The 21,275-nt window shown below is 66.9% G+C and carries 18 protein-coding genes; 8 read left to right on the forward strand and 10 right to left on the reverse strand.

Annotation, left to right across the window (positions count from 1 at the left end):
• Positions 1–96: 96 nt before the first annotated feature.
• Both J0L98_RS07290 and J0L98_RS07295 read left to right on the forward strand, forming a co-directional pair.
• Positions 97–1,065 carry a TRAP transporter substrate-binding protein gene (locus tag J0L98_RS07290; RefSeq protein WP_296410975.1) on the forward strand — a complete coding sequence of 323 codons (969 nt, stop codon included), beginning with the start codon at positions 97–99 and terminating at the stop codon, positions 1,063–1,065.
• Positions 1,062–3,023 carry a response regulator gene (locus tag J0L98_RS07295; RefSeq protein ID WP_296410977.1) on the forward strand — a complete coding sequence of 654 codons (1,962 nt, stop codon included), beginning with the start codon at positions 1,062–1,064 and terminating at the stop codon, positions 3,021–3,023. Before J0L98_RS07290 ends, J0L98_RS07295 begins: the two co-directional genes overlap by 4 nt.
• A gap of 14 nt (positions 3,024–3,037) precedes the next feature.
• Here J0L98_RS07295 and J0L98_RS07300 read toward each other — a convergent pair whose 3' ends face one another.
• Positions 3,038–3,643: a TetR family transcriptional regulator gene (locus tag J0L98_RS07300; RefSeq protein WP_296410978.1), complete on the reverse strand. Its 606-nt coding sequence runs from the start codon at positions 3,641–3,643 to the stop codon at positions 3,038–3,040.
• A gap of 109 nt (positions 3,644–3,752) precedes the next feature.
• On the opposite strand from J0L98_RS07300, the gene J0L98_RS07305 reads away from it, so the two are divergent.
• From J0L98_RS07305 to J0L98_RS07320, 4 genes are all read left to right on the forward strand, one after another.
• Positions 3,753–4,973: an efflux RND transporter periplasmic adaptor subunit gene (locus J0L98_RS07305; RefSeq protein ID WP_296410979.1), complete on the forward strand. Its 1,221-nt coding sequence runs from the start codon at positions 3,753–3,755 to the stop codon at positions 4,971–4,973.
• Positions 4,974–4,986: 13 nt separating this feature from the next.
• Complete coding sequence (locus tag J0L98_RS07310) at positions 4,987–8,109, forward strand: multidrug efflux RND transporter permease subunit (protein ID WP_296410980.1); 3,123 nt, start codon at positions 4,987–4,989, stop codon at positions 8,107–8,109.
• Positions 8,106–9,539 (forward strand): efflux transporter outer membrane subunit, encoded by a 1,434-nt coding sequence (locus tag J0L98_RS07315; RefSeq protein ID WP_296410981.1) that lies wholly within the window; start codon positions 8,106–8,108, stop codon positions 9,537–9,539. Before J0L98_RS07310 ends, J0L98_RS07315 begins: the two co-directional genes overlap by 4 nt.
• A 214-nt stretch (positions 9,540–9,753) precedes the next feature.
• Positions 9,754–10,653, forward strand: coding sequence for a DMT family transporter (locus J0L98_RS07320; protein ID WP_296410982.1), 900 nt, complete (start codon positions 9,754–9,756; stop codon positions 10,651–10,653).
• Here the strand turns inward: J0L98_RS07320 and J0L98_RS07325 are convergent.
• The 9 genes from J0L98_RS07325 to J0L98_RS07365 all read right to left on the reverse strand — a co-directional run bounded on the left by J0L98_RS07325 (position 10,650) and on the right by J0L98_RS07365 (position 17,680).
• The gene (locus J0L98_RS07325) at positions 10,650–11,165 is read right to left on the reverse strand and encodes an N-acetyltransferase (RefSeq protein ID WP_296410983.1); all 516 of its coding nucleotides are present in this window, start codon (positions 11,163–11,165) and stop codon (positions 10,650–10,652) included. The two genes, J0L98_RS07320 and J0L98_RS07325, sit on opposite strands and share 4 nt — an antisense overlap.
• Before the next feature lie 67 nt (positions 11,166–11,232).
• Entirely contained in the window at positions 11,233–12,210 is a 978-nt protein-coding gene (locus J0L98_RS07330) for a TerC family protein (protein WP_296410984.1), read from the reverse strand.
• Positions 12,211–12,498: 288 nt separating this feature from the next.
• Positions 12,499–13,005, reverse strand: a complete 507-nt coding sequence (locus J0L98_RS07335) for a hypothetical protein (RefSeq protein WP_296410985.1) — start codon at positions 13,003–13,005, stop codon at positions 12,499–12,501.
• A gap of 176 nt (positions 13,006–13,181) precedes the next feature.
• Entirely contained in the window at positions 13,182–13,562 is a 381-nt protein-coding gene (locus J0L98_RS07340; protein WP_296410986.1) for a hypothetical protein, read from the reverse strand.
• Entirely contained in the window at positions 13,563–14,336 is a 774-nt protein-coding gene (locus J0L98_RS07345) for a molybdopterin-binding protein (protein WP_296410987.1), read from the reverse strand.
• The gene (locus J0L98_RS07350) at positions 14,337–15,080 is read right to left on the reverse strand and encodes an EI24 domain-containing protein (RefSeq protein WP_296410988.1); all 744 of its coding nucleotides are present in this window, start codon (positions 15,078–15,080) and stop codon (positions 14,337–14,339) included.
• Positions 15,081–15,138: 58 nt separating this feature from the next.
• Entirely contained in the window at positions 15,139–15,831 is a 693-nt protein-coding gene (locus J0L98_RS07355) for an N-acetylmuramoyl-L-alanine amidase (protein ID WP_296410989.1), read from the reverse strand.
• A 26-nt stretch (positions 15,832–15,857) separates the two neighbouring features.
• Entirely contained in the window at positions 15,858–16,754 is an 897-nt protein-coding gene (locus tag J0L98_RS07360) for a toll/interleukin-1 receptor domain-containing protein (RefSeq protein ID WP_296410990.1), read from the reverse strand.
• A 23-nt stretch (positions 16,755–16,777) separates the two neighbouring features.
• Complete coding sequence (locus tag J0L98_RS07365) at positions 16,778–17,680, reverse strand: TraB/GumN family protein (protein ID WP_296410991.1); 903 nt, start codon at positions 17,678–17,680, stop codon at positions 16,778–16,780.
• Between the two features lie 59 nt (positions 17,681–17,739).
• Here J0L98_RS07365 and miaA point away from each other — a divergent pair, with 59 nt between their 5' ends.
• Entirely contained in the window at positions 17,740–18,696 is a 957-nt protein-coding gene (gene miaA / locus J0L98_RS07370) for a tRNA (adenosine(37)-N6)-dimethylallyltransferase MiaA (RefSeq protein WP_296410992.1), read from the forward strand.
• A gap of 349 nt (positions 18,697–19,045) precedes the next feature.
• On the forward strand, positions 19,046–20,992 hold the full coding sequence (locus tag J0L98_RS07375; protein WP_296410993.1) for a S9 family peptidase: 1,947 nt from the start codon (positions 19,046–19,048) through the stop codon (positions 20,990–20,992).
• The last annotated feature ends 283 nt before the right edge of the window (positions 20,993–21,275 follow it).

Below are 21,275 nucleotides of genomic sequence, written 5' to 3' on the forward strand. Positions count from 1 at the left end.
TAATTTGTCACACCACGGCGACCTCGCTTGTCGACTATATTGACTGCCAGACCTGACTTTCCCAGGTTTGGCAGTCAGATTGACGACAAAAGAAGCATGAACGCCGTTTTTCTGTCCTTTTTCGCTGTACTCCTCCTGTCCCTGCCGGCCCGGGCCGAGATTGTGCTGACCCTTGGCCATGCGGTCACGGCTGACCACCCGCGCGCGCAGGCGTCCCGCCGCTTTGCGGACACGCTCAAGGCACAGAGTGGCGGGCGTATTTCCGTGAATATACTGGGGGGCGCCAGCTTCGGTGATGACGTGGCCATGCTCCAGGCCCTCCAGGACGGCAGCCTGGATATCTCGGCCAACAGTCAGGGGCCGGTTTCCGCCTTTGTGCCCGAGATCAACGCCTTTGGCCTGCCTTTCCTGTTCGACCGGCCGGAACAGGCCCTGCGCCTGCTGGACGGCCCCCTCGGTCAGCAACTGGCCCAGCGGATGGCACAGGCCGGCTTCATATGCCTGGGATTCTGGGACAACGGCATCCGCCACTTTTCCAATTCGGTCCGCCCCCTTCTCAGGCCGGCCGACTTTGCCGGGCTGAAGCTCCGCACCCCGGCCGACCCGGTGGCAATGGACATCGTCCGTGCCCTCGGCGCCCAGCCTGTCGAGATCCGCTTTTCGGCCCTTTATCAAGCCCTGCAGCGGCGCACGGTGGACGGCCAGGAGAACCCGCTGCTCAACATTTGGGCGGCCCGTCTCCACGAGGTCCAGACCCATATCTCCCTTACCGCGCACAAATATGAGATCACCCCCTTCGTGATGAGCCACAGGGCATGGCAGGCCCTCTCCGGAACCGACCGGGAGATTGTCCAGCGCGCGGCCGATGAGGCCACCCGTCTGCAACGTACACTCACCCGCAGTGCCGAGGAGGAGGCCAGGCAGGCCTTGATGGCTGCCGGAATCCATTTCACGCCGGTCAACCGCCTGCCATTTGTGAAGGCAACCCGGCCGATCCATGACAAATGGCTTTCCGGCCCCTCCGGCGCCTATGTCCGCCAGGTGGTCGAGGCCGCCGCCCGATGAAGGTCCGGCACTCACTGGTGGTTGGCTTTGGCTTCACCCTGGTGGCCGTGCTGGGCGTAGTGCTGATGGCCTTTCTGATGCTTTCGCGGCTTGCCGCTAGCTGGACCGAGATGTCCACCGTGATTGCCGGCCGGCACGAAGTGATGCTGAACAGCGCCCTGCGCCTTGGCTACGCCAGCGAGCACTTCAACAACTACCTGCGTGAGGGCGGCGATGCGGCCATCCGCTTTGGCGCAGAAATGGACCACGTGGCTGCAAATCTTGTCACCTATCGCACCCTTGGCACGCCAGACAACACCGAACGCCCCCTCCTGGACAGCGCCGACCGCTACGTGCGGCTGTATCGCGACGACATGGCACGCCTCGTCACCCTGCGTGCCACCCGCCAGGCCGACCCGACGGCCCTCCAGGCCGCTCTTCAGGGGGAAAACGACAAACTCCTGGCCCTGGCACTGCGTAAGCTCACCGACATCAACGCCCGGCGCACCGAAGCCGCCACTGCGCAGATCAACCACCAGATTGACCTCAACCGTATCGGCCTCCTGCTGGCTGCTGCCGTGGCCAGTGGGGGGGTCATCATCGCGGGCATGCTGGCCTCACGCAGTATCGTGGGGCACGACCGGGCGCGGGAAAGCGCCTTTGCAGCCCTCGAGATCGAGATCGAGGAGCGCCGCAAGGCGGAGGCCCAACTGGAACGCTATCGGGACCACCTGGAGCAGTTGGTCGAGGCACGCACGCTTGCACTACGAGCGGCCAACCAGACAGCGGCGGCGGCCAATCAGGCCAAATCCGAGTTTCTGGCCAACATGAGCCACGAAATCCGCACACCGCTGAACGCCATCGTCGGCCTGAGCCACCTCCTGCAGCGCCGAGGCACCGATCCCGTGCAGCTTGAAAAGCTGGCCATGATCAGCGATGCGGCCCGACACCTGCTGGCCGTCATCAATGACATCCTCGACTTCTCCAAGATCGAGGCTGGCAAGCTGGCACTGGAAGCGCGCGAACTCGATCTGCACGCCCTCTGTGCAAACATCGTTTCCATGCTCGCCGAGCAGGCCCGCGAAAAGGGGATTGAGCTGCGCACCGAGGCTCCACCTCTGCCCCGCCTGCACGGCGACCTGACCCGCCTCACCCAGGCCTTTCTCAATCTCGCCGGCAACGCGATCAAGTTCACCGCCCGGGGCAACGTGACCCTGCGCATCGTCCCCGAAACTGAAGATGCCGAGAGCCTGCTGATACGCTTCGAGGTACTCGACACGGGGGCGGGCATCGCACCCGACGTTCTCTCCAGCCTGTTCGATCCTTTCCGGCAGGGCGACCGCTCCACCACGCGCACCCACGGGGGCACAGGCCTCGGCCTTGCCATCACCCGGCGCCTGGCCCGCCTGATGGGGGGCGACGCCCACGGCGAAAGCCGCCTCGGCCATGGCAGCCGCTTCTGGTTCACCGCCCGCCTGCGACGCATCGCCAATGTTACGGATACCCCCTCGCCCGCAGACCCGGAAAGCGCGGCAGAAGCACGTCTGAGTCGCGAGTTCGCGGGCACCCGGGTACTTTTGGTGGAAGATGATCGGGTGAACCAGGAGGTCGCCCGGGAACTGATCGAGGAGGTCGGATTGCATCTGGATGTGCTCGGCAATGGTCTGGCCGCCGTCGAACGCCTGTGCGGGCCCGAGCATGACTACGCCCTGATACTGATGGACATGCAAATGCCGGTGATGGACGGGCTTGAAGCCACCCGGCGGATTCGCGCTTACCACCCTGCCGACATCCTTCCCATCATCGCCATGACGGCCAACGCTTTCGGCGATGACCGGGCCGCATGTCTGGACGCCGGCATGAACGACTTCATCACCAAGCCCGTCGACCCGGAGCGGCTTTACGCCGTCCTCGCGCACTGGCTCGCACGGGGCACCCCACCCACCCGGCAAGCCGAGCCCACCTGTCCGCCATCGTGACGCCGCGGCCGGGCTCAAGCCCGGCGCAGGGCCACATGGTTTCGGATAAGGCCGGCGGGATCGGAGCGGAAGCGCTCGTCCGGCCGCCCCGCCAGCCAATGCTTGATCAAGCCACCGACAAACAGGAAGGTATCGTGGGCCAGATCGGCCGGCGCCGAGCCCGCGCGCAATGCACCACGCGCCTCGGCCCGCCGGTAGGCCTCGGTCAGTTTGCCAAGGAAATCCAGCTGCCCCCCGGTGCATTGCATCATGCCGCTGAATTCGTTCACGTATTCACACTTGAAACTGATGATCTCAAAGGTCTCCCGCACCTCGGCCTGATCGCGAAGGATATGGAAGATCTCCTGCAGGGCCATCTCAATGCCCTGCAGCGGGTCGGCATCGTCTTCCTTGAAGACCACCCTGTCCAGAAAGGGCAGGATGGCCTGTTCACGCATGGCAAAGAACAGCTCTGTCTTGTTGCGAAAGTGCCAGTAGACGGCCCCGCGGGTCACCCCCGCCTCGGCGGCAATTCTCTCCAGGGTCGTGCGCCCAACGCCCCATGCCAGGAACACCCGGCGGGCGGCCGCGATGATATGGCGACGGGTGATCTCCGCTTCTTCCTTGGTCTTGCGAACCATTCAACCCTCCGGTGATCAAGGTAAGAGCTTGCTCAACGCTTTACATACATTCTTGAATGTATAAAACTATGCTCCAACAACACCCAAAAATCCAGCCCCGGAGGTCACCGTGACCGTTCGCCCCGCTTCTCGCCCCCCTCGCACCCTTCGCCACACCCTGCCCGCTCTGGCGCTGAGCGCGGCACTTCTCACCGCCTGCTCCGGCAAGGAGCAGCCTGCCGGGGGACCGCCCCCCGGCGGCATGCCGGCCCTGCCGGTAACGGTGCTGACCCTGCAGCCGACCACCGTGGAAACCAGCATCGAAGCGGTAGCCCAGACCGAAGGGGCAAAGGAAGTCGAGATCCGCGCGCGGGTCGGCGGCATCCTGATGAAGCGGCTGTTTGAAGAAGGCAGCGCGGTGAAGGCCGGACAGCCCCTCTTCGAACTCGACAAGGCTCCCTTCGAGGTCGCCACCGCCCAGGCCCGTGCGCAACTTGCCGAGAGCAAGGCCCGTGCGGACCAGACCCTGCGCGAAGCCGGCCGCCTCAAGGGACTGCTCGCCCAGCAGGCCATCAGCCAGCGCGAGTACGACATCGCCACGTCCGACAATGCCGCCGCCCTCGCTGCCGTGCAGGCCGCCCAGGCGGCCGTGCGTCAGGCCGAACTCAACCTGTCCTGGTCCACCGTGACGGCACCCGTGTCTGGCGTCACCGGTCGCGCGGCGGTGTCGGAAGGCAACCTGGTGAGCGCCAACGGGCTGGTCACCACTGTGGTCCAGCTCAACCCCATCTGGGTCCGTTTCTCGGTTTCCGAGAGCGAACTTGCCAGCGCCTCCCCCGGCGGTCGCTTCAAGCCCGGGACCGTGCGGGGTGTGGAGCTGATCCTGCCCGATGGCTCCACCCATCCGGTGCGGGGCAAACTCAATTTTGCGGCCAGCCAGCTCAGCCCGACCCTGGGCACCCAGCAGTTGCGTGCCGAGTTTGCCAACCCGGACGGCAGCCTGATGCCCGGTCAGTTCGTGCGTGCCCGACTCCTCACCGGCGAGCGCAGCGGTGTCTTCAAGGTGCCGCAGAACGCCGTCGTGCAGACGGACCGGGGCGCCATCGTGATGACCGCCGATGCCGACAACAAGGTGGCCCCGCGCCCGGTAAAGACCGGCCAATGGACGGGTAAAGACTGGGTGATCCTGGATGGCCTGAAGGCCGGCGACAAGGTGATCGTGGACAACATCATCAAGCTGCGTCCGGGTGCTTCGGTTGCCCCCCATGCCCCGGGTGAAGGTCCGGGCGCGCCGGGTGGCAAGGCAGGCGCAGCCCCCGCGCCTGCAGCGGCGCCGGCCAAGAAGGATTGAGGGAGCACCATCCATGTCACGCTTCTTCATCAGCCGGCCGATCTTTGCCTCGGTCATCTCCATCGTCATCGTGATCGCCGGCCTCATGGCCTCGCTCACCCTGCCGGTCGCCCAGTATCCGGAGATCACGCCGCCCACGGTGATCATCTCCGCCACCTTCCCCGGCGCCAACGCCGAGACCCTCTCCAAGACCGTCGCTGCGCCCATCGAGGAGCAGCTATCGGGTGTCGAGGGCCTGCTCTACTACAACTCCCAGAGCACCTCCAACGGCACGGTCAGCATCACCGCCACCTTCGAGGTGGGCACCAACCCGGACACGGCGCTGATCGCCGTGAACAACCGGGTCAAGGTGGCCGAGCCGCGCCTGCCCGATGACGTGAGACGCACTGGCGTGCTGGTGCAGAAGCGCTCCAACAACATCCTGATGTTTGCGGCGCTGCGCTCCCCGGACAACACCTTCGACGCCCTCTACCTGTCGAACTACGTGTCCCTCAACGTGATCGAGGAGATCCGCCGCATCCCCGGCGTGGGCGACGCCCAGCTATTCGACCCGATCTACGCCATGCGCGTGTGGCTGAAGCCCGACGTGATGGCCAAGCTGGGGGTCACCACCTCCGATGTGGCCGCCGCCATCCGCGTCCAGAATGCCCAGAACGCCGCCGGCAAGATCGGCGCCGAGCCGGTGCTCAACGGCCAGCAGCTCACCTACACCGTCACCGCCAAGGGTCGCCTGCTGACCCCTGAGGATTTCGGCAACATCGTGCTGCGCGCCGAAGGCCCCAACGGCCTGGTGCGCCTGAAGGATGTGGCGCGCATCGAGCTGGGTGCCGACAACTACGACCGCAGCGCCCGCGTGAACGGATCCCCGGTGTCCGGCATGGGCATCTACCTGCAGTCCGGCGCCAACGCCCTGCAGACCGCCAAGCTGGTACGCGCCCGCCTGGACGAGATGTCCAAGCAGTTCCCCAAGGGCATGGAGTACTTCGTGCCCTACGACACCACCCGCTTCATCCAGGAGTCCGCCAAGGAGGTCATCAAGACCCTCGTCGAAGCCGCACTGCTGGTGATCGCCGTGGTGTACCTGTTCCTGCAGAACTGGCGCGCCACCCTGATCCCCATCGTGGCGGTGCCGGTGTCCCTGATCGGCACCTTCGCCGGCATGTGGCTGTTCGGCTTCTCCATCAACACCCTGACCCTGTTCGCCATGGTGCTGGCCATCGGCATCGTCGTGGATGACGCCATCGTGGTGCTCGAGAACGTCGAGCGCCTGATGAACGAGCAGAAGATGTCCCCCAAGGACGCGGCCATCGAGGCCATGCGGGAGGTGTCGGGCGCCGTCATCGCCATCGTGCTGGTGCTGTGCGCGGTGTTCGTGCCCGTGGCCTTCCTGGGCGGCATCGCCGGCATGCTCTACAAGCAGTTTGCCGTGACGGTGGCGGTGGCGGTGGTGATCTCGGGCATCGTCGCCCTGACCCTCACCCCCGCCCTGTGCGCCCTGCTGCTCAAGCCCACCCATGAAGAGAAGCCCCTGTTCCGGCCCTTCAACCGCCTGTTCGAGCGCTTTACCCGCAGCTACACCAACACCGTCGGCCTGACCCTGCGTCACGGCATCGTCGGCACCCTGGTGTTCCTGCTGACCATCGGCGCCGCGGCCTGGCTGCTGCGCGTCGTGCCGGGCAGCTTCGTCCCCTCCGAAGACCAGGGCTACCTGTTCGGCTTCGTCACCCTCAGCGATGGCGCTTCCGGGCAACGCACCGGCGTCGCCGCCGAACAGATGCGTCAGCGCGTCATGTCCGATGACATCGAGAACATCTTCTTCATCAACGGGGTGGACTTCATCACAGGCAACAACCGGCCCAGCGTGGCAACCACCTTCATCATCTTCAAGCCCTGGGACCAGCGCACCGTCACCACGAGCGAGATGGCCGGCAAGTTCATGGGCATCGGCATGAGCCTGCCCGACGGCATGGGCCTGGTCTTCAACCCGCCCCCCATCCAGGGCCTCGGTACTGCAGGCGGCTTCGAGGTGTATGTGCAGAACCGGGCTGATGGCGATCCGCGCAACCTCGCTGCAGTCACCGGGCAGTTCGTCGAAGCCCTCAAGCAGCGCCCCGAGCTGACCGGCCTCAACACCTTCTTCCGCGTGACCGCGCCCCAGCTCTACGTGGAGGTCGATGAACCCAAGGCCTTGTCCATGGGCATTCCCCTCGACTCGATCTACGCCACCCTGCAGGCCAGCACCGGCGTGCTGTACGTCAACGACTTCAACCGCAGCGGCAAGACCTACAAGGTCCAGGTCCAGGCCGACGCCGCCTACCGGATGAAGCCCGAAGACCTGCTCAAGCCCTATGTGCGCAGCGCCACCGGCGCCATGGTGCCCCTGTCGGCGGTGGCCAAGGTCAGCATGGTCACCGGTGCCGAGCTGGTGGAGCGCTTCAATGGCTTCGTGTCGGCCAAGGTGCTGGGCAACGCCGCCCCGGGCTACAGCTCCGGCGACGCCATCAAGGCCGTCGAAGAAGTGGCCCTCGCCACCCTGCCGGAAGGCTACCGCACCGAGTGGGTCGGCCAGGCCTTCCAGGAAAAGCGCACCGGCAGCGCCTCCATCATCGCCTTCGTGTTCGGCATCATCATGGTCTTCCTGATCCTCGCGGCCCAGTACGAGAAGTGGTCCCTGCCCCTGGCGGTGATCATGGCGGTGCCCTTCGCCATGTTCGGGGCCCTGGTGGCCGTGCTGCTGCGCGGCATGCCCAACGACATCTACTTCCAGATCGGGCTGGTGGTGCTGATCGGCCTGGCGGCCAAGAACGCGATCCTGATCGTCGAGTTTGCGGCCCAGAAGCAGGCCGAAGGCATGAGCGTGATCGATGCGGCGGTCGAGGCCGCCCGGCTGCGCTTCCGCCCCATCGTGATGACCTCCCTGGCCTTCATCCTTGGCGTGCTGCCCCTGGCGATCTCGTCGGGCGCCGGTGCCGCCGCGCGGCGCTCGATGGGTACCGGGGTGGTGGGGGGCATGATCGCCGCCACCTTCATCGCCACCGTCTTCATTCCCCTGTTCTTCAAGTGGCTGAGCCGCAACAAGCCCCGCCACCCCGCAGGCGACCTGCCCCACACCGGCACCCAGGAGGTGAAGCCGTGATCCGCCCCCGTCTGACCCTGCTGGCCCTCGCCATTCCCCTGGCCCTGGCCGGCTGTGCCCTGGGCCCCGACTACCAGCGTCCCGACGCCCGGGTGGCCCTGCCCGACAGCTACGCCGGCGAACCCATGGCCGGTGCCCCCACCACCACGCCCGCGGTCGCCAGCCGCTGGTGGACCCTGTTCGGCGACGCGCAACTGGATGCCCTGGTGGACCAGGCCCTGACCAGCAGTCCGGACGCCCTGACCGCTGCCGCCCGCATCGAGGAAGCCGACGCGGTGCTGCGCCAGGTAAATGCGGCCCTGCTGCCCCAGATCGACGCCAACGCCGGCATCTCGCGCAGCCGCACCATCCTGCCCAACGCCGTCGAGCCCACCGGGCTGCTGCGCAACACCAACAAGATCGGCCTGTCCACGTCCTTCGAGCTGGATGTGTGGGGCAAGCTGCGGCGTGCCTCGGAGGCGGCCCGCGCCCAGGCCCTGGGCACCCGCTACACCAGCGAGACCGTGTCCTTGAGCCTCGCGGCCAGCGTCACCCAGGCCTATCTCAACCTGCGTGCCCTCGACGCCCAACTGCTGGTGAATCGCGACTCGGTGAGCAGCCAGGCCAAGAGCACCCAGCTTGCCCGCGTGCGCTTCGACGGCGGCTACGTGTCGCAGCTGGACGTGCAGCAGGCCGAAGGCGCCCTGGCCACCTACACCGCAGCCCAGGTGCAGTTGGAGAAAAACCGTGCCCTGGCCGAAAGCCTGCTCGGCCTGCTGGTCGGCCAGCCCGGCCTGAAGGTGGCCGCGGGTGATCTGCGCAGCCTGCCGGTGCCGCCGACGCCCCCGGCCGGTCTGCCCTCCAGCCTGCTCGAAGCCCGCCCCGACGTGCGCAAGGCCGAAACCGACCTGATTGCCGCCAACGCGAAGATCGGGGTGGCCAAGGCCGCCCTGTTCCCGAGCATCACCCTGACCGGCTCCCTCGGCCGGGAAAGCCGCGACCTGTCGGATCTGTTCAGCCCCGCCGCCGCAGTGTGGTCCATCGGCGCCGGCCTGACCCAACCCATCTTCGAGGGTGGCCGTCTGCGCGCCCAGGTGGAGCAGGTCAGCGCCCAGCAGAAACAGAGCCTCGAGGCCTATCGCAAATCGGTGCAGACCGCCTTCCGCGAGGTGAACGATGCCCTGATCACCGTCCGCCAGAACGGTGACAGCGAAGTCGCCCTCGGCCAGGCCATGCAGGCTGCGAAACGCAGCCTGCAACTCGCCCAGGCCCGTTACGACAGCGGCTACTCACCCTACCTGGAAGTGCTCACGGCCCAACGCACCAGCAACGACGCCACCCTCGCCTGGGTGCAGAACCGCCAGGCCCGGCTGTCCTCTTCGGTGGATCTGTTCAAGGCCCTCGGTGGCGGCTGGAAAGACAGCTACGCCCCCCAGGCGGCGGCCCACTGATGGTGTGCCGCTTGACGTGCCGCAGGGCTGGCAGCCAGAATGGTCCCATGCCCTGCACGTCCTACCCCCTCCTGGCCCTCCATCGTCGCGCCCTGCGCGCCTGGCGCGTGGCCGTCCGTCCGGGGCCGGGATCGGGTTGATCGGGTAGTTGCACCGATTTCACGACAGGCCGCGGATTTCCCTCCGCGGCCTTTTTCATTTTCAGGAGCCTCCCATGTCCCTGCCCGCCGCCTACCTCGGCATCATCCTGATCTGGTCCACCACGCCCCTGGCCATCCAGTGGAGCACCGAGGGCGCAGGCTTCGCCTTCGCCGTGCTCGCCCGCATGGCCATCGGGACGCTGGTGGCCGGACTGCTGGTGCTGGTGGGGCGCGTCGGCTTTCCGCTGCACGCCCGGGCACGACGGGCCTACCTGTCGGGCGGTGTCGGCCTGTTCGGGGCCATGGCACTGACTTATTGGGGCGCCCGCTACGTGAACTCCGGGCTGGTGGCGGTGCTGTTCGGCCTGTCGCCCCTGTTCGCGGCGGTGCTGGCTGCCCTGTTCCTGGGCGAGCGGGCTCTCACTCCGGCACGCCTCGCCGGCACCCTGCTGGGGGCCGCCGGGCTGGGGGTGATCTTCGTGCATGGCGACAGCCTGGGCGGCGAGCATGCCCTGGCGGGCCTGGTGGCCTTGCTGGCGGCGGTACTGGTGTATTCGGGCAGCCTGGTGTCCCTCAAGCACATCGGTGACGACAGCCCGCCCCTCGCCACCACCGTGGGTACGCTGAGCGTCGCGCTGCCCTTCTTCGCCCTGCTCTGGCTGCTCAGCGACGGGCGGATTCCGGTGGCGATTCCACCCCGTGCCGGCGCCGCCATCGTCTATCTCGGGGTCTTCGGGTCGGTACTGGGCTTTGCCCTCTACTACTACGTGATCAAGCACCTGGAGGCCTCGCGGGTGGCGCTGATCACCCTGATCACACCCGTGCTGGCCCTGCTGCTGGGGAATCTGCTCAACGGCGAGGAGATCGGCCTGCGCCTGTGGGCCGGCACCGGGCTGATCCTGCTCGGCCTGGCAGTGCACCAGGGCGAGATGTGGCGGCCGCTGCTGCGCCGCCTGGCGGGGAATAGCGGCTAGACGGCCGAGAAGGCCGTGTGATACTCGACGCAGCCGGCCAGCCCCTCCAGGTGGCCGGGCTGCAGCTCGATGATCATGTAGGCCTCGTCGGGCACCTCGTCGGCGTCCATGTAGGTGCAGCGGATGCCGTGGCGCGACGCCGGTACGAAGCCGAAACGCGGGTAATAACCGGGATGGCCCAGCACCACCACCGCGCCGGCGCCGGCCTCGCGGGCCTGGGCCAGCCCAGCCTCCACCAGGGCCGAGCCCACCCCGCTGCGCTGGTAACCCTGCAGCACGGCCAAGGGCGCCAGGGCCATCAGCCGCGCCCGGGGGTGGCCGGGCAGATGCACCGGGGTGAACAGGATGTGCCCCGCGATCACCCCCTTATCGTCGGCCACCAGGGACACATAGGGAAAGGTGTGACCGCGCAGGGCGTCCACCATATCGGCTTCGGTACTGCCCTCAAAGGCAGCAACATTCAGTTCATGCACGGCGGCAGCATCGGCCGGGGTTTCATTGCGGATCAGCACGACAGCAGACAGTCTCGGAATATCGGGGCCAGGCAGCATGCACCACGCGGCCGGGCCCCGTCCAGCATCAGCCCTGCTGAGCCGAGCTCTCCAGGCGGTCCTTGCGCAGGGACAGCACCACCGAGATGGTGATCAGCAGCGCCACCACGCCCAGGGAGATGCCCACCGGGATCTTCACCACGTCGATCAGCAGCATCTTGCCCCCGATGAACATCAGCACCGCCGCCAGACCATACTTGAGCAGCGAGAAGCGCCCGGCAAAGTCAGCCAGCAGGAAGTACATGGCGCGCAGACCAAGAATGGCGAACACGTTGGAGGTGAGCACGATGAACGGGTCGGTGGTGATGGCGAAGATCGCCGGGATCGAGTCCACCGCAAAGATCAGGTCGGAGATCTCCACCAGCACCAGGGCCAGGAACAGGGGCGTGGCGTAGCGCACCCACTTGCCGCCCTCCTCCTTCATCACGAAGAAGCGCTCATGGTGAAACTCGTTGGTGATCTTCATGTGCCCACGCAGCCAGCGCAGCAGCGGGTTCTTCTCCAAATTCTGCTCATGCCCGGCAAACCACATCATCTTCACGCCGGTGGCCAGCAGGAAGGCGCCGAAGAGATACAGCACCCAGTGGAACTGGCTGATCAGCCAGGCCCCCGCGAAAATCATGCCGGTACGCATCACGATGGCACCCAGCACGCCGTAGATCAGCACCCGCTTCTGCAGCTCCGGCGGCACGGCAAAGAAGGAGAACAGCATCAGCCAGACAAAGACGTTATCGACGGCCAGCGCCTTCTCGATGAGATAGCCGGTCACAAACTCGAGCGTTCGGGCATTGGCGACCTCGCGGCCCGCGGCCCCATCCAGATACCACCACAGGGCGCCGGCAAACAGCATGGCCACACTCACCCACACCACGGTCCAGATGCCGGCCTCGCGGACCGACACCTTGTGTTCCTTGCCCCCCCCCACCAGGAACAGGTCGATGGCCAGCATGACCACCACCACGGCGGCAAAGCCCGCCCACATCCACCAGGTACCAATACTCTCCATCACATCTCTCCCAAATCGGAACCAAACAAAAAGGCCTTTCGTCCGGCAACGGCGAAAGGCCTTTGAGCTGGTCCGGCAGGGGAGCCGGCTTGCCTGAAGATACTTTGCCATCGCGGCAAAGGTCTTGCTCACAGTCGCCTAAAAACCTGGCAACTGCCCGGAAGCCGGAGACATCACGCAGATCCTGCGGAATGTTTCGTATTGACGGCCTGCCGACGTGGAGCTACTCCCCCTTGGGACGACTGAACTATAGTGGCTCGCACGGCCCGATTCAAGGACTGATTGCGATCAGCCTTCATCGGGCAGCATGCCCATGAAGCGCGTCTCGATGGTGGCCACATGGGCCACCCCCACCTCGGCCGCGATGGTGCGGCACATCTCGAAGGCCTCCAGCAACTCGGCCCGGGTGGTGGCTTTGCGCAAGTGCTCGCGCACGGGCGCATCGCCGGTACGCAGGCTTTGCTCCATGGCATCCAGCAGGTAGAAGCGGGCCAGGGCGAGAGAGCGTCGCCCACCACCCGGCCCGCGGGCTGCCGACGCCCGGCTGGCCGGCTCAAGCACGTTGGGCGGGTGGTGCGGGGCAGAAGGCATGGGCGTGACGAGACCGAGTCCGGCCAGTTCAGCCAGCGCCTCAGCAACGGAAATGTCCCCCACAAGCTCGGCGAGCTGACGCCCGCCACGCCGACCATCGACCAGGATCAACAAGGTTCGCAGGCGTGGCGGAAGCCGCCTGGCACGGGTGGCGATCTCTTCCACCCCGGCCGCTGTCTTGCCCGGAATCCACTCGTTCTGCATGGTGCCCTCCGTGTGTTCCTGAAACGGAGGGGGAGAGTACGGTATGAATAATTCAACACAGTGACACCCGATCGAATGCACTCACCGCCGGACTATTGCAGGAGCACAGACCGGTGGCCCGTATCCACGGACGCCTGAAGCCGTCCCTCCCCACGCCAAGCAGGGACGAGCCCGCCCTAGTGACGCCCCACGCGGCGATGCCGAAAGCTCGCCGGAGCGTGGGCAAAAATCACCGAGAACACCAGGATGGCCCAGAACAGCAGGCGCTGCACCCCCTCATCGGCAGCCACAAGCCATCCCAGCAGGGCAAACTTGAGCAACAGGGAAAGCCCGGCAAGCTCACGCAGCCATACCGGGTTGGACCAGGCATCCAGCGCCGCCATGGCGACACCCGAGGCCACCATCAGGTACACAAAGCCAACCGGCGGCCCACCCGGTAGCGCCAGCAAGCCCGCCCCGACCCCCACTACACCGGCAAGGTGCGCTGCGCGCAGGGCCACCACCAGCCAGCGCCGGCCGGGAAAATCTCGGTAAGCACCGGAGGCGTCCTTGGCCACTCAGGGGTTTCCCGTCGGCTCCCAATGGTAGGCACGGCGCGTCATCTCCGCGGTGATGAGGGCCATCGCTTCGGCCACCCGCGCAGCCGGTCCCTTCATCCCCAGCTCGATATGGCGCCGTCCATCCTCCCCACCGACGCTGGGCAGGCTGAACAGTGTTGCGTCCGGAAAGTCGGCGGTGATGCGCTCCATGAAGTCGATGAGCTGCCCCTCCAGGGCATCCCACACGATGATGGAGCGCTCCACGTAGTCCGCCTGGTGATGCAGGTGGGCGAAGCGCGTGTCGAGCACCCATTCCACCATCGGCCAGGCCATTACCGGAAAGCCCGGTACAAAGAAATGGTTGCGGATGGAGAAGCCGGGAATGCGGTTGTAGGGATTGGGGATGATCTCGCTCCCCTCGGGATACACCCCCATCTGCAAACGCTGATGAGTGGTCTCGTCACCAAAACGGGCACGGATCTCGGCCTCCGCCTCCGGGTGCAGGGCCAGGGGCAGGGCCAGAGCCTCTGCGGCGGCCTGACGGGTGTGGTCGTCCGGGGTGGCACCGATGCCGCCGAAGCTGAACACGATGTCGCTGCCGGCAAAGCTCTCCCGCAGGGTCTGGACCAGACGCGGGCGTTCGTCACCCACATAGCGCACCGATGCCAGGCGCAGGCCGCGGGCCTTGAGCAGTTCGAGTACCTTGCCCAGATGCTTGTCTTCGCGACGACCAGACAACAGTTCGTCGCCAATGATGATGGCGCCGAAGGACGGCGCAGTGTGATCAGCCATTCATTTCACCTCGATGATGTTCTCGCTTTGCCGACTCACCCGCAGGGCAGACAGCAGGTAATGGACAAAGGCCAGCCCGGAGAGTGCCGGCGCAAACAGGTTGATGAAGGGCACGTGGGCCATCACCGCACCCAGCAGCCCCACCCCGAACAGGCCGCTGGCATGGCGCGCGGGCAGATCCTTCATCTCGAAGGCATCCGCATGGGCCATCAGGGCATCGTAGCGAAAGGCACGCTGGTTGAGCCATGCGGTGAGCACCAGCGAGAGAATCAGCCCGACACCCGGGATCAACCAGAGGGGCAGGCTGAGCGCCAGCAGCAGCAGGAATTGCAGTACCGATACCAGGGCATTCCAGACGCTGCCCATCTGGCTCCCTCCCCGGCGACGGGCAATGTCGGCGTAGTCCATACCGGCCACCTTCTCGGCCATCAGCGGCAGGGCCACCGCTGCGACAAGAAAGGCCGCCGTCACGTAGATGATGGGCAGGGCCAGCACCACAAGGCCGATCTTGTACATCACCAACGCCACCAGCAACGCGGTTTCCGAGGCCGCCAGCCAGCCCCCCACCAGGGGCATGCCGGTAATCAAACGGTTGCCCACCTCCACCAGGCTGCTCCAGCTCGACACCAGCAGGGAGGTCCATACGATGGCGGCGGCCAGGGTCGGCCACATCAGATGCCATAGCACACCCCGCTGGGTCAGGCTGCGGGCGGCAGAGAAGTAGGAAAGCAGGACAGTCTTCATGGTCGATCCCGAGTGTCTGGACGTGCGCTTGGCATTCTGGCCGATCTGATCGGCGCGGTCACGGGGCAATCGCCACGCCGCACTGTTGTAGCCCCTGCAACACGGCGTCAGCGGTCAGGGCACGGCGTGCAGCGCTGGCCAGATCACGCTCCTCATCCCGATTCACGATCACACCCGCCTCCAGCAGCACGGCCGGCACGGTCGCGGTCTTCAGTACCACCAGGTTGTCGTAGAAATACACCCCGTTGGCCTCGTCAGCCAACGGGCGTTCCACACCGGCCGAGGAAACGCCGTGATGGGTCGCCACCGCCAGGCCGGCCCGGCGCAGGGCCGCTCCAATGGCACTGGCGCAGGCCCGGCTCTCGTCCAGGCGCGGATTGAGCCGCGACACGAACAGTGAAAAACCGGCGAAGCCCTCGGCGTGACGCAGGGCGCGGCCATTCCAGTTCCACGGCCGGAGGTGTTCCTCCTTCACTGAGTCATGGTGGATGGACAGGAAGAAGCCCGCCCCGGCCGCCTCGGCCTCCCGGGGGCGGGCCCGCAGGTCGGCCATTTCGCCCCGATGGCCGATCAGGCGCACCGGCACACCTTCCGATGCCAGTCGGGCGGCCAACACTGCCGCCAGGGCGTGGTTGTATTCAAACTCCGTCACACCATAGGCACTGATGGCACCGGGGCGTTCCAGGTAATGGCCCACGTCAATGGCCACCGTTCCCGCCGCCGCAACGGCACTGAAAAACGTCAACCCCATGCCCACCGCCACGCTTCCCCACCCCCTCACTGGCGCACTCCGCTGAAGCTCAGCTCACCACGGGGCGAGTAGGTCAGCTGGGGCGGATGCCTGGAAAGGTCCACCATCAGAGCGGTATCCCCTGCCGCACTGATGACCTGCTCGCCGGCCCGGGTGAGTGGCACATCGACGACGGGAATGCGGGGGTAATCGCTGCTCACCCGCACACTGCGCCCATCGGTGGCCGTCAAGGTCACGCTCACGTCACTGCGCGAACTGCCCTTCGAATCTGCGATCACGTCGCCGAAGTAGGTGCCGGCAACGCGCGCCGCCAGGGATACATCAGGCCCGCCGCCCGCCGGTCGCTCGAGTCTGGCCGGCGCCGCAGGGGGCACATCGACGGGATCGACAGCCCGCTGCCCCCACGACCACCAGGCCAGCAGCCCCAGCGCAGCCAAAGTCCCTGCCAGCAAGGTGAAGCGTGCCGGGCCGGGTCTGTCGCGCTCCGGCCGCGGTACGCCACCCGAGGTGGCAGGAGGCGGCAGACGCCCCGCCTCACCAAGCGCCCGCGCTATCCCATTGCACAGAGACACGAACCCGGGATGAGCCGGATCGCCCCGCCAAGCACACAGGTCGGCCGTCTGCTTACGGCGAAACTCCAGGGGCAGCTTCACCGGCTCGATCATCGCCGGCACCAAAACCCCCCGCTCGGCACCCACAGCAGCCTCGTTCCTCACCCACTCCGAGGCCACCGACGAGGCCGACCACAGCACCACCACGCACTGCGCCGCGTCCAGTGCCTGCTCAATGCGGGTGTCGAAAGCCTCCCCGGGCACGATGTGCCGGTCCCACCACACCGACCAGCCACGGGCGGCGAAGGCCTCGGCAAATCGGCGGGCCTGCTCCCGGTCCTCGCTGGCGTAACTGATGAAGATGTCTTCCATAGTGCCGCTCCCGGTTGCGATCATCACTCCGAGCCGGGGGCCGGCTCCACCTGTTTCAACTGATAGCCCCGCCCGGCCAGCTCTGCCAGCAGCCCGGCAGGCCCGCCAAAATGACCGGCGCCCACCGCGACGAAGGGCCGCTCACCGCTGTTCAGGCGGCTGACGAGGGTATCCGCCATCTCCCGGTTGCGGCGGTCGAGCATCTCCACGAAGAGCGGCACCATCGCCTCCGTGGACAAGGCCTCCCTCAGCAAGTGGTCGAGGGCTGCCACGTCCCCCGTCCGCCAGGCGTCCAGCATGCTCTGGAAGTAAGCGCGGGCCTCACCCGACTCGATCAGCTCGATCACCTCGGTGAGGCCGGCCAACTGGGCCGCATCGCCACCACCGGACAAGGCCTCGATCTGCCGATCAACGGTTTCCAGCGCCCACAGGGGTTTGCCCGTTGCCCTGGCCGCGCCGGCCAGCCAAAGATCCACTCCCTGCTCGGTGCGAAAGCCCACCGTCTCGGCCAAACGCACGGTCAGCAGGGTGCTCACCATCCAAGGCTGCAGACGCTGCACGGCCTCGGGTGGCAGCCCCATGCGAGTGGAAGCCAGTACCAGGCGCGGACGCAGAGCCGGCGGCAGCCGGGCATCGAGGCGCGTGCCGGCGGGCAGCAGGGCCGCCTCGCCGAGGCGCTGCATCACCGCCGGGTCGGCGAGATCCAGCTCCAGGGCCAGACTGTCGGCTGTGGCAAGCGCCTTGCGCACCTCACCTGGCAGCGGAAAGCAGGCCGCATCGCAAACATGGATGGTGCCGTACAGCCAGGCCCGCAGCCCGCCCCCGGCATCCCGCAGCTCCCACAGGAACAGCGGCCCCGCCGCCGTCGCCAGCCCGGCCCACAGCAGCAGCCAGACCATCACCAGGGCATGCCACGCCCGCCTCATCCCCATGCTCATAGGCCAATCCCAACCGCTACAATGCGCGTCCCATCGAAAGGCGCATCATGCCCCAAACGCCCCCGCTTCCGCCCGCCATCCTGCTGATGGGCCCCACCGCCAGCGGCAAGACGGCCTGCGCCCTGGCCCTCGCCCGCAGCCTGCCGGTGGAGATCATCAGCGTCGACTCGGCCCTGGTATACCGGGGCATGGACATCGGCACGGCCAAGCCCACCGCCGAAGAGCAGGCCGCCTGCCCCCATCATCTGATCGACATCCTCAGCCCCGAGGAAGCCTATTCCGCCGCCCGCTTCTGCGCCGACGCCCGCCAGTTGATGAGCGAGATCACCGCCCGGGGGCGCATCCCCCTGCTGGTGGGCGGCACCATGCTGTATTACAAAGCCCTGCGCGAAGGCCTCTCCGACCTGCCCGAGGCCGACCCCGCCCTGCGCCGGGAGATCGAGGAGGCCGCCGCCCGGGACGGCTGGCCCGCACTGCATGCCGAGCTGGCCCGCCTCGACCCCGACGCCGCCGCCCGCCTGGAACCCAATGACGCCCAGCGCATCCAGCGCGCCCTGGAGATCGTGCGCCTCACCGGCCAGCCCCTGGCAACCAGCTATGCCCGGCGCGAAAGTGCCGCCGACACCCACCGCCTGATTCCCCTGGCCCTCACCCCCAGCGACCGGGCCGTGCTCCACGCCCGCATCGAAAGGCGCTTCGATACAATGCTGCTGGCCGGCTTTGTAGACGAGGTGGAGCAGCTGCGCCGCCACTACCGGCTCGACGCCAACCTGCCCTCCATGCGCTGCGTCGGCTACCGCCAGGCCCTGGAATACCTGGAAGGCCACTGCAGCCTCGCCACCTTCCGCGACAAGGGCATCTTCGCCACCCGCCAGCTGGCCAAACGCCAGATCACCTGGCAACGCAACTTTCGCGAAAACTGGGGCGATCTGGTGGAAGTGGACTGCCTCGCCGCCGACCTGGAAACCCGGGTGGCCGGAGAGGTGATGGCCAGGCTGGGCTGAGCAGACGGATTGGAGAGCGTTGGGGGCGATTGAACCTATTTTCCTCGGCTGTCCTCCCCGAACCACACGCAAACCCAATGCGGACGCGGGTTTACCCTCCACTGGCCGGATCACCCGATGGGTGAGGCTGTAGGGGTTTATGGGACGCGCTGGGGGCGGCTGGAGACTGTGGGGGCTGTAGGGGCGACTTCAGTCGCCCCGGCAGGAGAGGCCGTATCGACCGTCAGACGACGCGTCAAACGGAGGAGATTGGGTTGAATTCGACACCACGGGACACACCGAGCCCCCTATGCCATCCGCAAACCATGCTACGATCCGTCGCAATCGATAACAATTCTCAATACTCGAAATGCGTCGTCTCCCGGCCCTGGTCCTTGCCGCCCTGTTGTACGCCCTCCCCGTCCTCGCAGCCCCAGCCACACCACCGCTCAGTGCAGAGCAGCTGGCCCGGCTGCCCTTCATCAACGGAGTCACCCTATCCCCCGACGGCAAGCACATCGCCGGTCTGATGAACCTGCCCGACGGCACCGTGCTCGTCACCCAGGGCACCGACGGCGGAGCCATCCACAACCTGCTCTTCTCCGACAACAAGACCATGGCCCTGGGCTGGGCGCGCTGGGTCTCCAACGACCGACTCATCGCCAGCGTCCACTACCGCAAGCAGAAGGGCGGAGCCCAGACCCGCCTCGTGGCCATCGACCGGGACGGCGGCGAGCAGCGGGACCTGAGCGCGCTGGACGACGCCGGGCTGCGCGCCGGCCAGCAGATCCAGGACGAGGTGGTCGACCTCCTGCCCGGTGATGGCCGCCACATCCTGCTCGCACTGGACGCCCCCACCACCCACAGCCCCGCCGTTTACAAGCTGGATATCGAGTCTGGCCGCCGCCGCATGGTCGAGCCGCCCCAGCGCCTTGTCGGCCACTGGATGACCGACGCCCAGCACCGGGTCCGTCTGGGCATCCGCCAGCAGGGCGAGCAGATCGACATCATCACCCGCGACCCGGACGGCCACGACTGGCGCACCCTGTGGTCCTACCCGCTGTTCTCGGCCGAAAGCGTCATGCCCCTGGGTTTCGACAAAGACCCGTACACGCTCTTCATCATGGCCCTCCACGAAGGCCGCGACGCCGTCTTCAGCGTCGACCTGCGCGACCCGGCCCTACCCCGGGTCCTGCGGCTCGCCCACCCCGAACAGGACCTGGACGGCCGCCTGGTCCGCTCGCCGCTGACCGGCGAGGCCGTCGGGCTGACGGGTGACGCGGACGATGACGGCCAGACCAGCCGCTTCTGGGACCCGGAGCTCGCCGCCCTGGCCGGTGAGATCGACAAGGCCCTGCCAGGCCGCTTCAACCGGCTGATTGAACTCAGCCGGGACGAAACCCGTTACCTCGTGCGTTCCAGCGGCAACGGCCTGCCCGGGCAGTACTACATCGGCGACCGCGAGAACGGCCGCCTGGCGCTGCTGGCCGAGCAATACCCCCACATTCCCAAGGCGCAGCTGGTGGGCAAGCAGGCCGCCCGCATCACCGCCCGGGACGGCCTGCAGCTGCGCGCCTGGATCACCCGCCCCAAGGCTGCCGGCGCGGCCCCCGGGCCCCTGGTGCTCATGCCCCACGGTGGCCCCCACACCCGCGACAGCAACGACTTCGACCCCATGACCGAATTCCTCGCCAGCCGGGGCTACACGGTGATGCAGGTCAATTTCCGGGGTTCATCAGGCTACGGTCACAGCTTCGAGATGGCCGGCCTGCAGCGCTGGGGGCTGGAGATGCAGGACGACCTTACCGACGCGGTAGAATGGGCCATCCAGCAGGGCATCGCCGACCCCGGGCGGGTGTGCATCGTCGGCGGCAGCTACGGGGGCTATGCCGCCCTGATGGGCACCATCCGCACCCCCGACACCTACCGCTGCGCCGCCAGCATCAACGGCGTCACCGACCTCGAGGCCCTTATCCACCATCTGCGCAGCCAGGGCGGGCGCAGCCTGGCCCGCCTGCAGTTCGGCAGCTTCTGGAGCGACAGCGCACGCTTGCGCGCCACCTCGCCGGTGTTCCACACCCAGGCCATCAAGACGCCTCTGCTTCTCATCCAGGGCGACGCCGACCAGACCGTACCGGTGGAGCAGGCCCGCAGCATGGTCCAAGCCCTCACCCGCTCCGGTCGCCGCCACGAATACGTCGAGATCAAGGGCGCCGGCCACAGCCTCGGCCACCCCACCCACCGGCGCCAGTACCTCGAAGCCCTCGACGGGTTTCTGGGGCGGCACCTGGGAGACGGGGGGAAGGCGGTCGAATGAACCTACTTTCCTCAGTTTGAATTCATCTGACTGCCAGCGCGCCAGCTCCCGCGGGGTCGAATTCACCCTGATTTCCTCCGTTTGACGCGTCGTCTGACGGTCGATACGGTCTCTCCTGCAGGGGCGACTTGTGGGGGCGACTTCAGTCGCCCGCGGACGTCGATCAAGGGCATGCCTGTGATCGACGCGTGGGTGGGCGACTGAAGTCGCCCCCACAGCCCCCACAGCCCCCACAGCCCCTCCAGCCGCCCTCAGCGCGTCCCATAAACCCCTTCGGCTTCAC

It is taken from the genome of Zoogloea sp. (assembly GCF_017302315.1).
Lineage (GTDB): Bacteria > Pseudomonadota > Gammaproteobacteria > Burkholderiales > Rhodocyclaceae > Zoogloea.

Bases quoted from the DNA above. Each gene is read 5' to 3' on its own strand.
- J0L98_RS07300 (WP_296410978.1), bottom strand. From the start codon at position 3,643: ATGGTTCGCAAGACCAAGGAAGAAGCGGAGATCACCCGTCGCCATATC.
- J0L98_RS07335 (WP_296410985.1), bottom strand. From the start codon at position 13,005: ATGCAGAACGAGTGGATTCCGGGCAAGACAGCGGCCGGGGTGGAAGAG.
- J0L98_RS07365 (WP_296410991.1), bottom strand. From the start codon at position 17,680: ATGAGGCGGGCGTGGCATGCCCTGGTGATGGTCTGGCTGCTGCTGTGG.
- J0L98_RS07375 (WP_296410993.1), top strand. From the start codon at position 19,046: ATGCGTCGTCTCCCGGCCCTGGTCCTTGCCGCCCTGTTGTACGCCCTC.
- J0L98_RS07350 (WP_296410988.1), bottom strand. From the start codon at position 15,080: ATGAAGACTGTCCTGCTTTCCTACTTCTCTGCCGCCCGCAGCCTGACC.
- J0L98_RS07330 (WP_296410984.1), bottom strand. From the start codon at position 12,210: ATGGAGAGTATTGGTACCTGGTGGATGTGGGCGGGCTTTGCCGCCGTG.
- J0L98_RS07355 (WP_296410989.1), bottom strand. From the start codon at position 15,831: ATGGGGTTGACGTTTTTCAGTGCCGTTGCGGCGGCGGGAACGGTGGCC.
- J0L98_RS07320 (WP_296410982.1), top strand. From the start codon at position 9,754: ATGTCCCTGCCCGCCGCCTACCTCGGCATCATCCTGATCTGGTCCACC.
- J0L98_RS07295 (WP_296410977.1), top strand. From the start codon at position 1,062: ATGAAGGTCCGGCACTCACTGGTGGTTGGCTTTGGCTTCACCCTGGTG.
- J0L98_RS07345 (WP_296410987.1), bottom strand. From the start codon at position 14,336: ATGGCTGATCACACTGCGCCGTCCTTCGGCGCCATCATCATTGGCGAC.
- miaA (WP_296410992.1), top strand. From the start codon at position 17,740: ATGCCCCAAACGCCCCCGCTTCCGCCCGCCATCCTGCTGATGGGCCCC.
- J0L98_RS07310 (WP_296410980.1), top strand. From the start codon at position 4,987: ATGTCACGCTTCTTCATCAGCCGGCCGATCTTTGCCTCGGTCATCTCC.
- J0L98_RS07290 (WP_296410975.1), top strand. From the start codon at position 97: ATGAACGCCGTTTTTCTGTCCTTTTTCGCTGTACTCCTCCTGTCCCTG.
- J0L98_RS07360 (WP_296410990.1), bottom strand. From the start codon at position 16,754: ATGGAAGACATCTTCATCAGTTACGCCAGCGAGGACCGGGAGCAGGCC.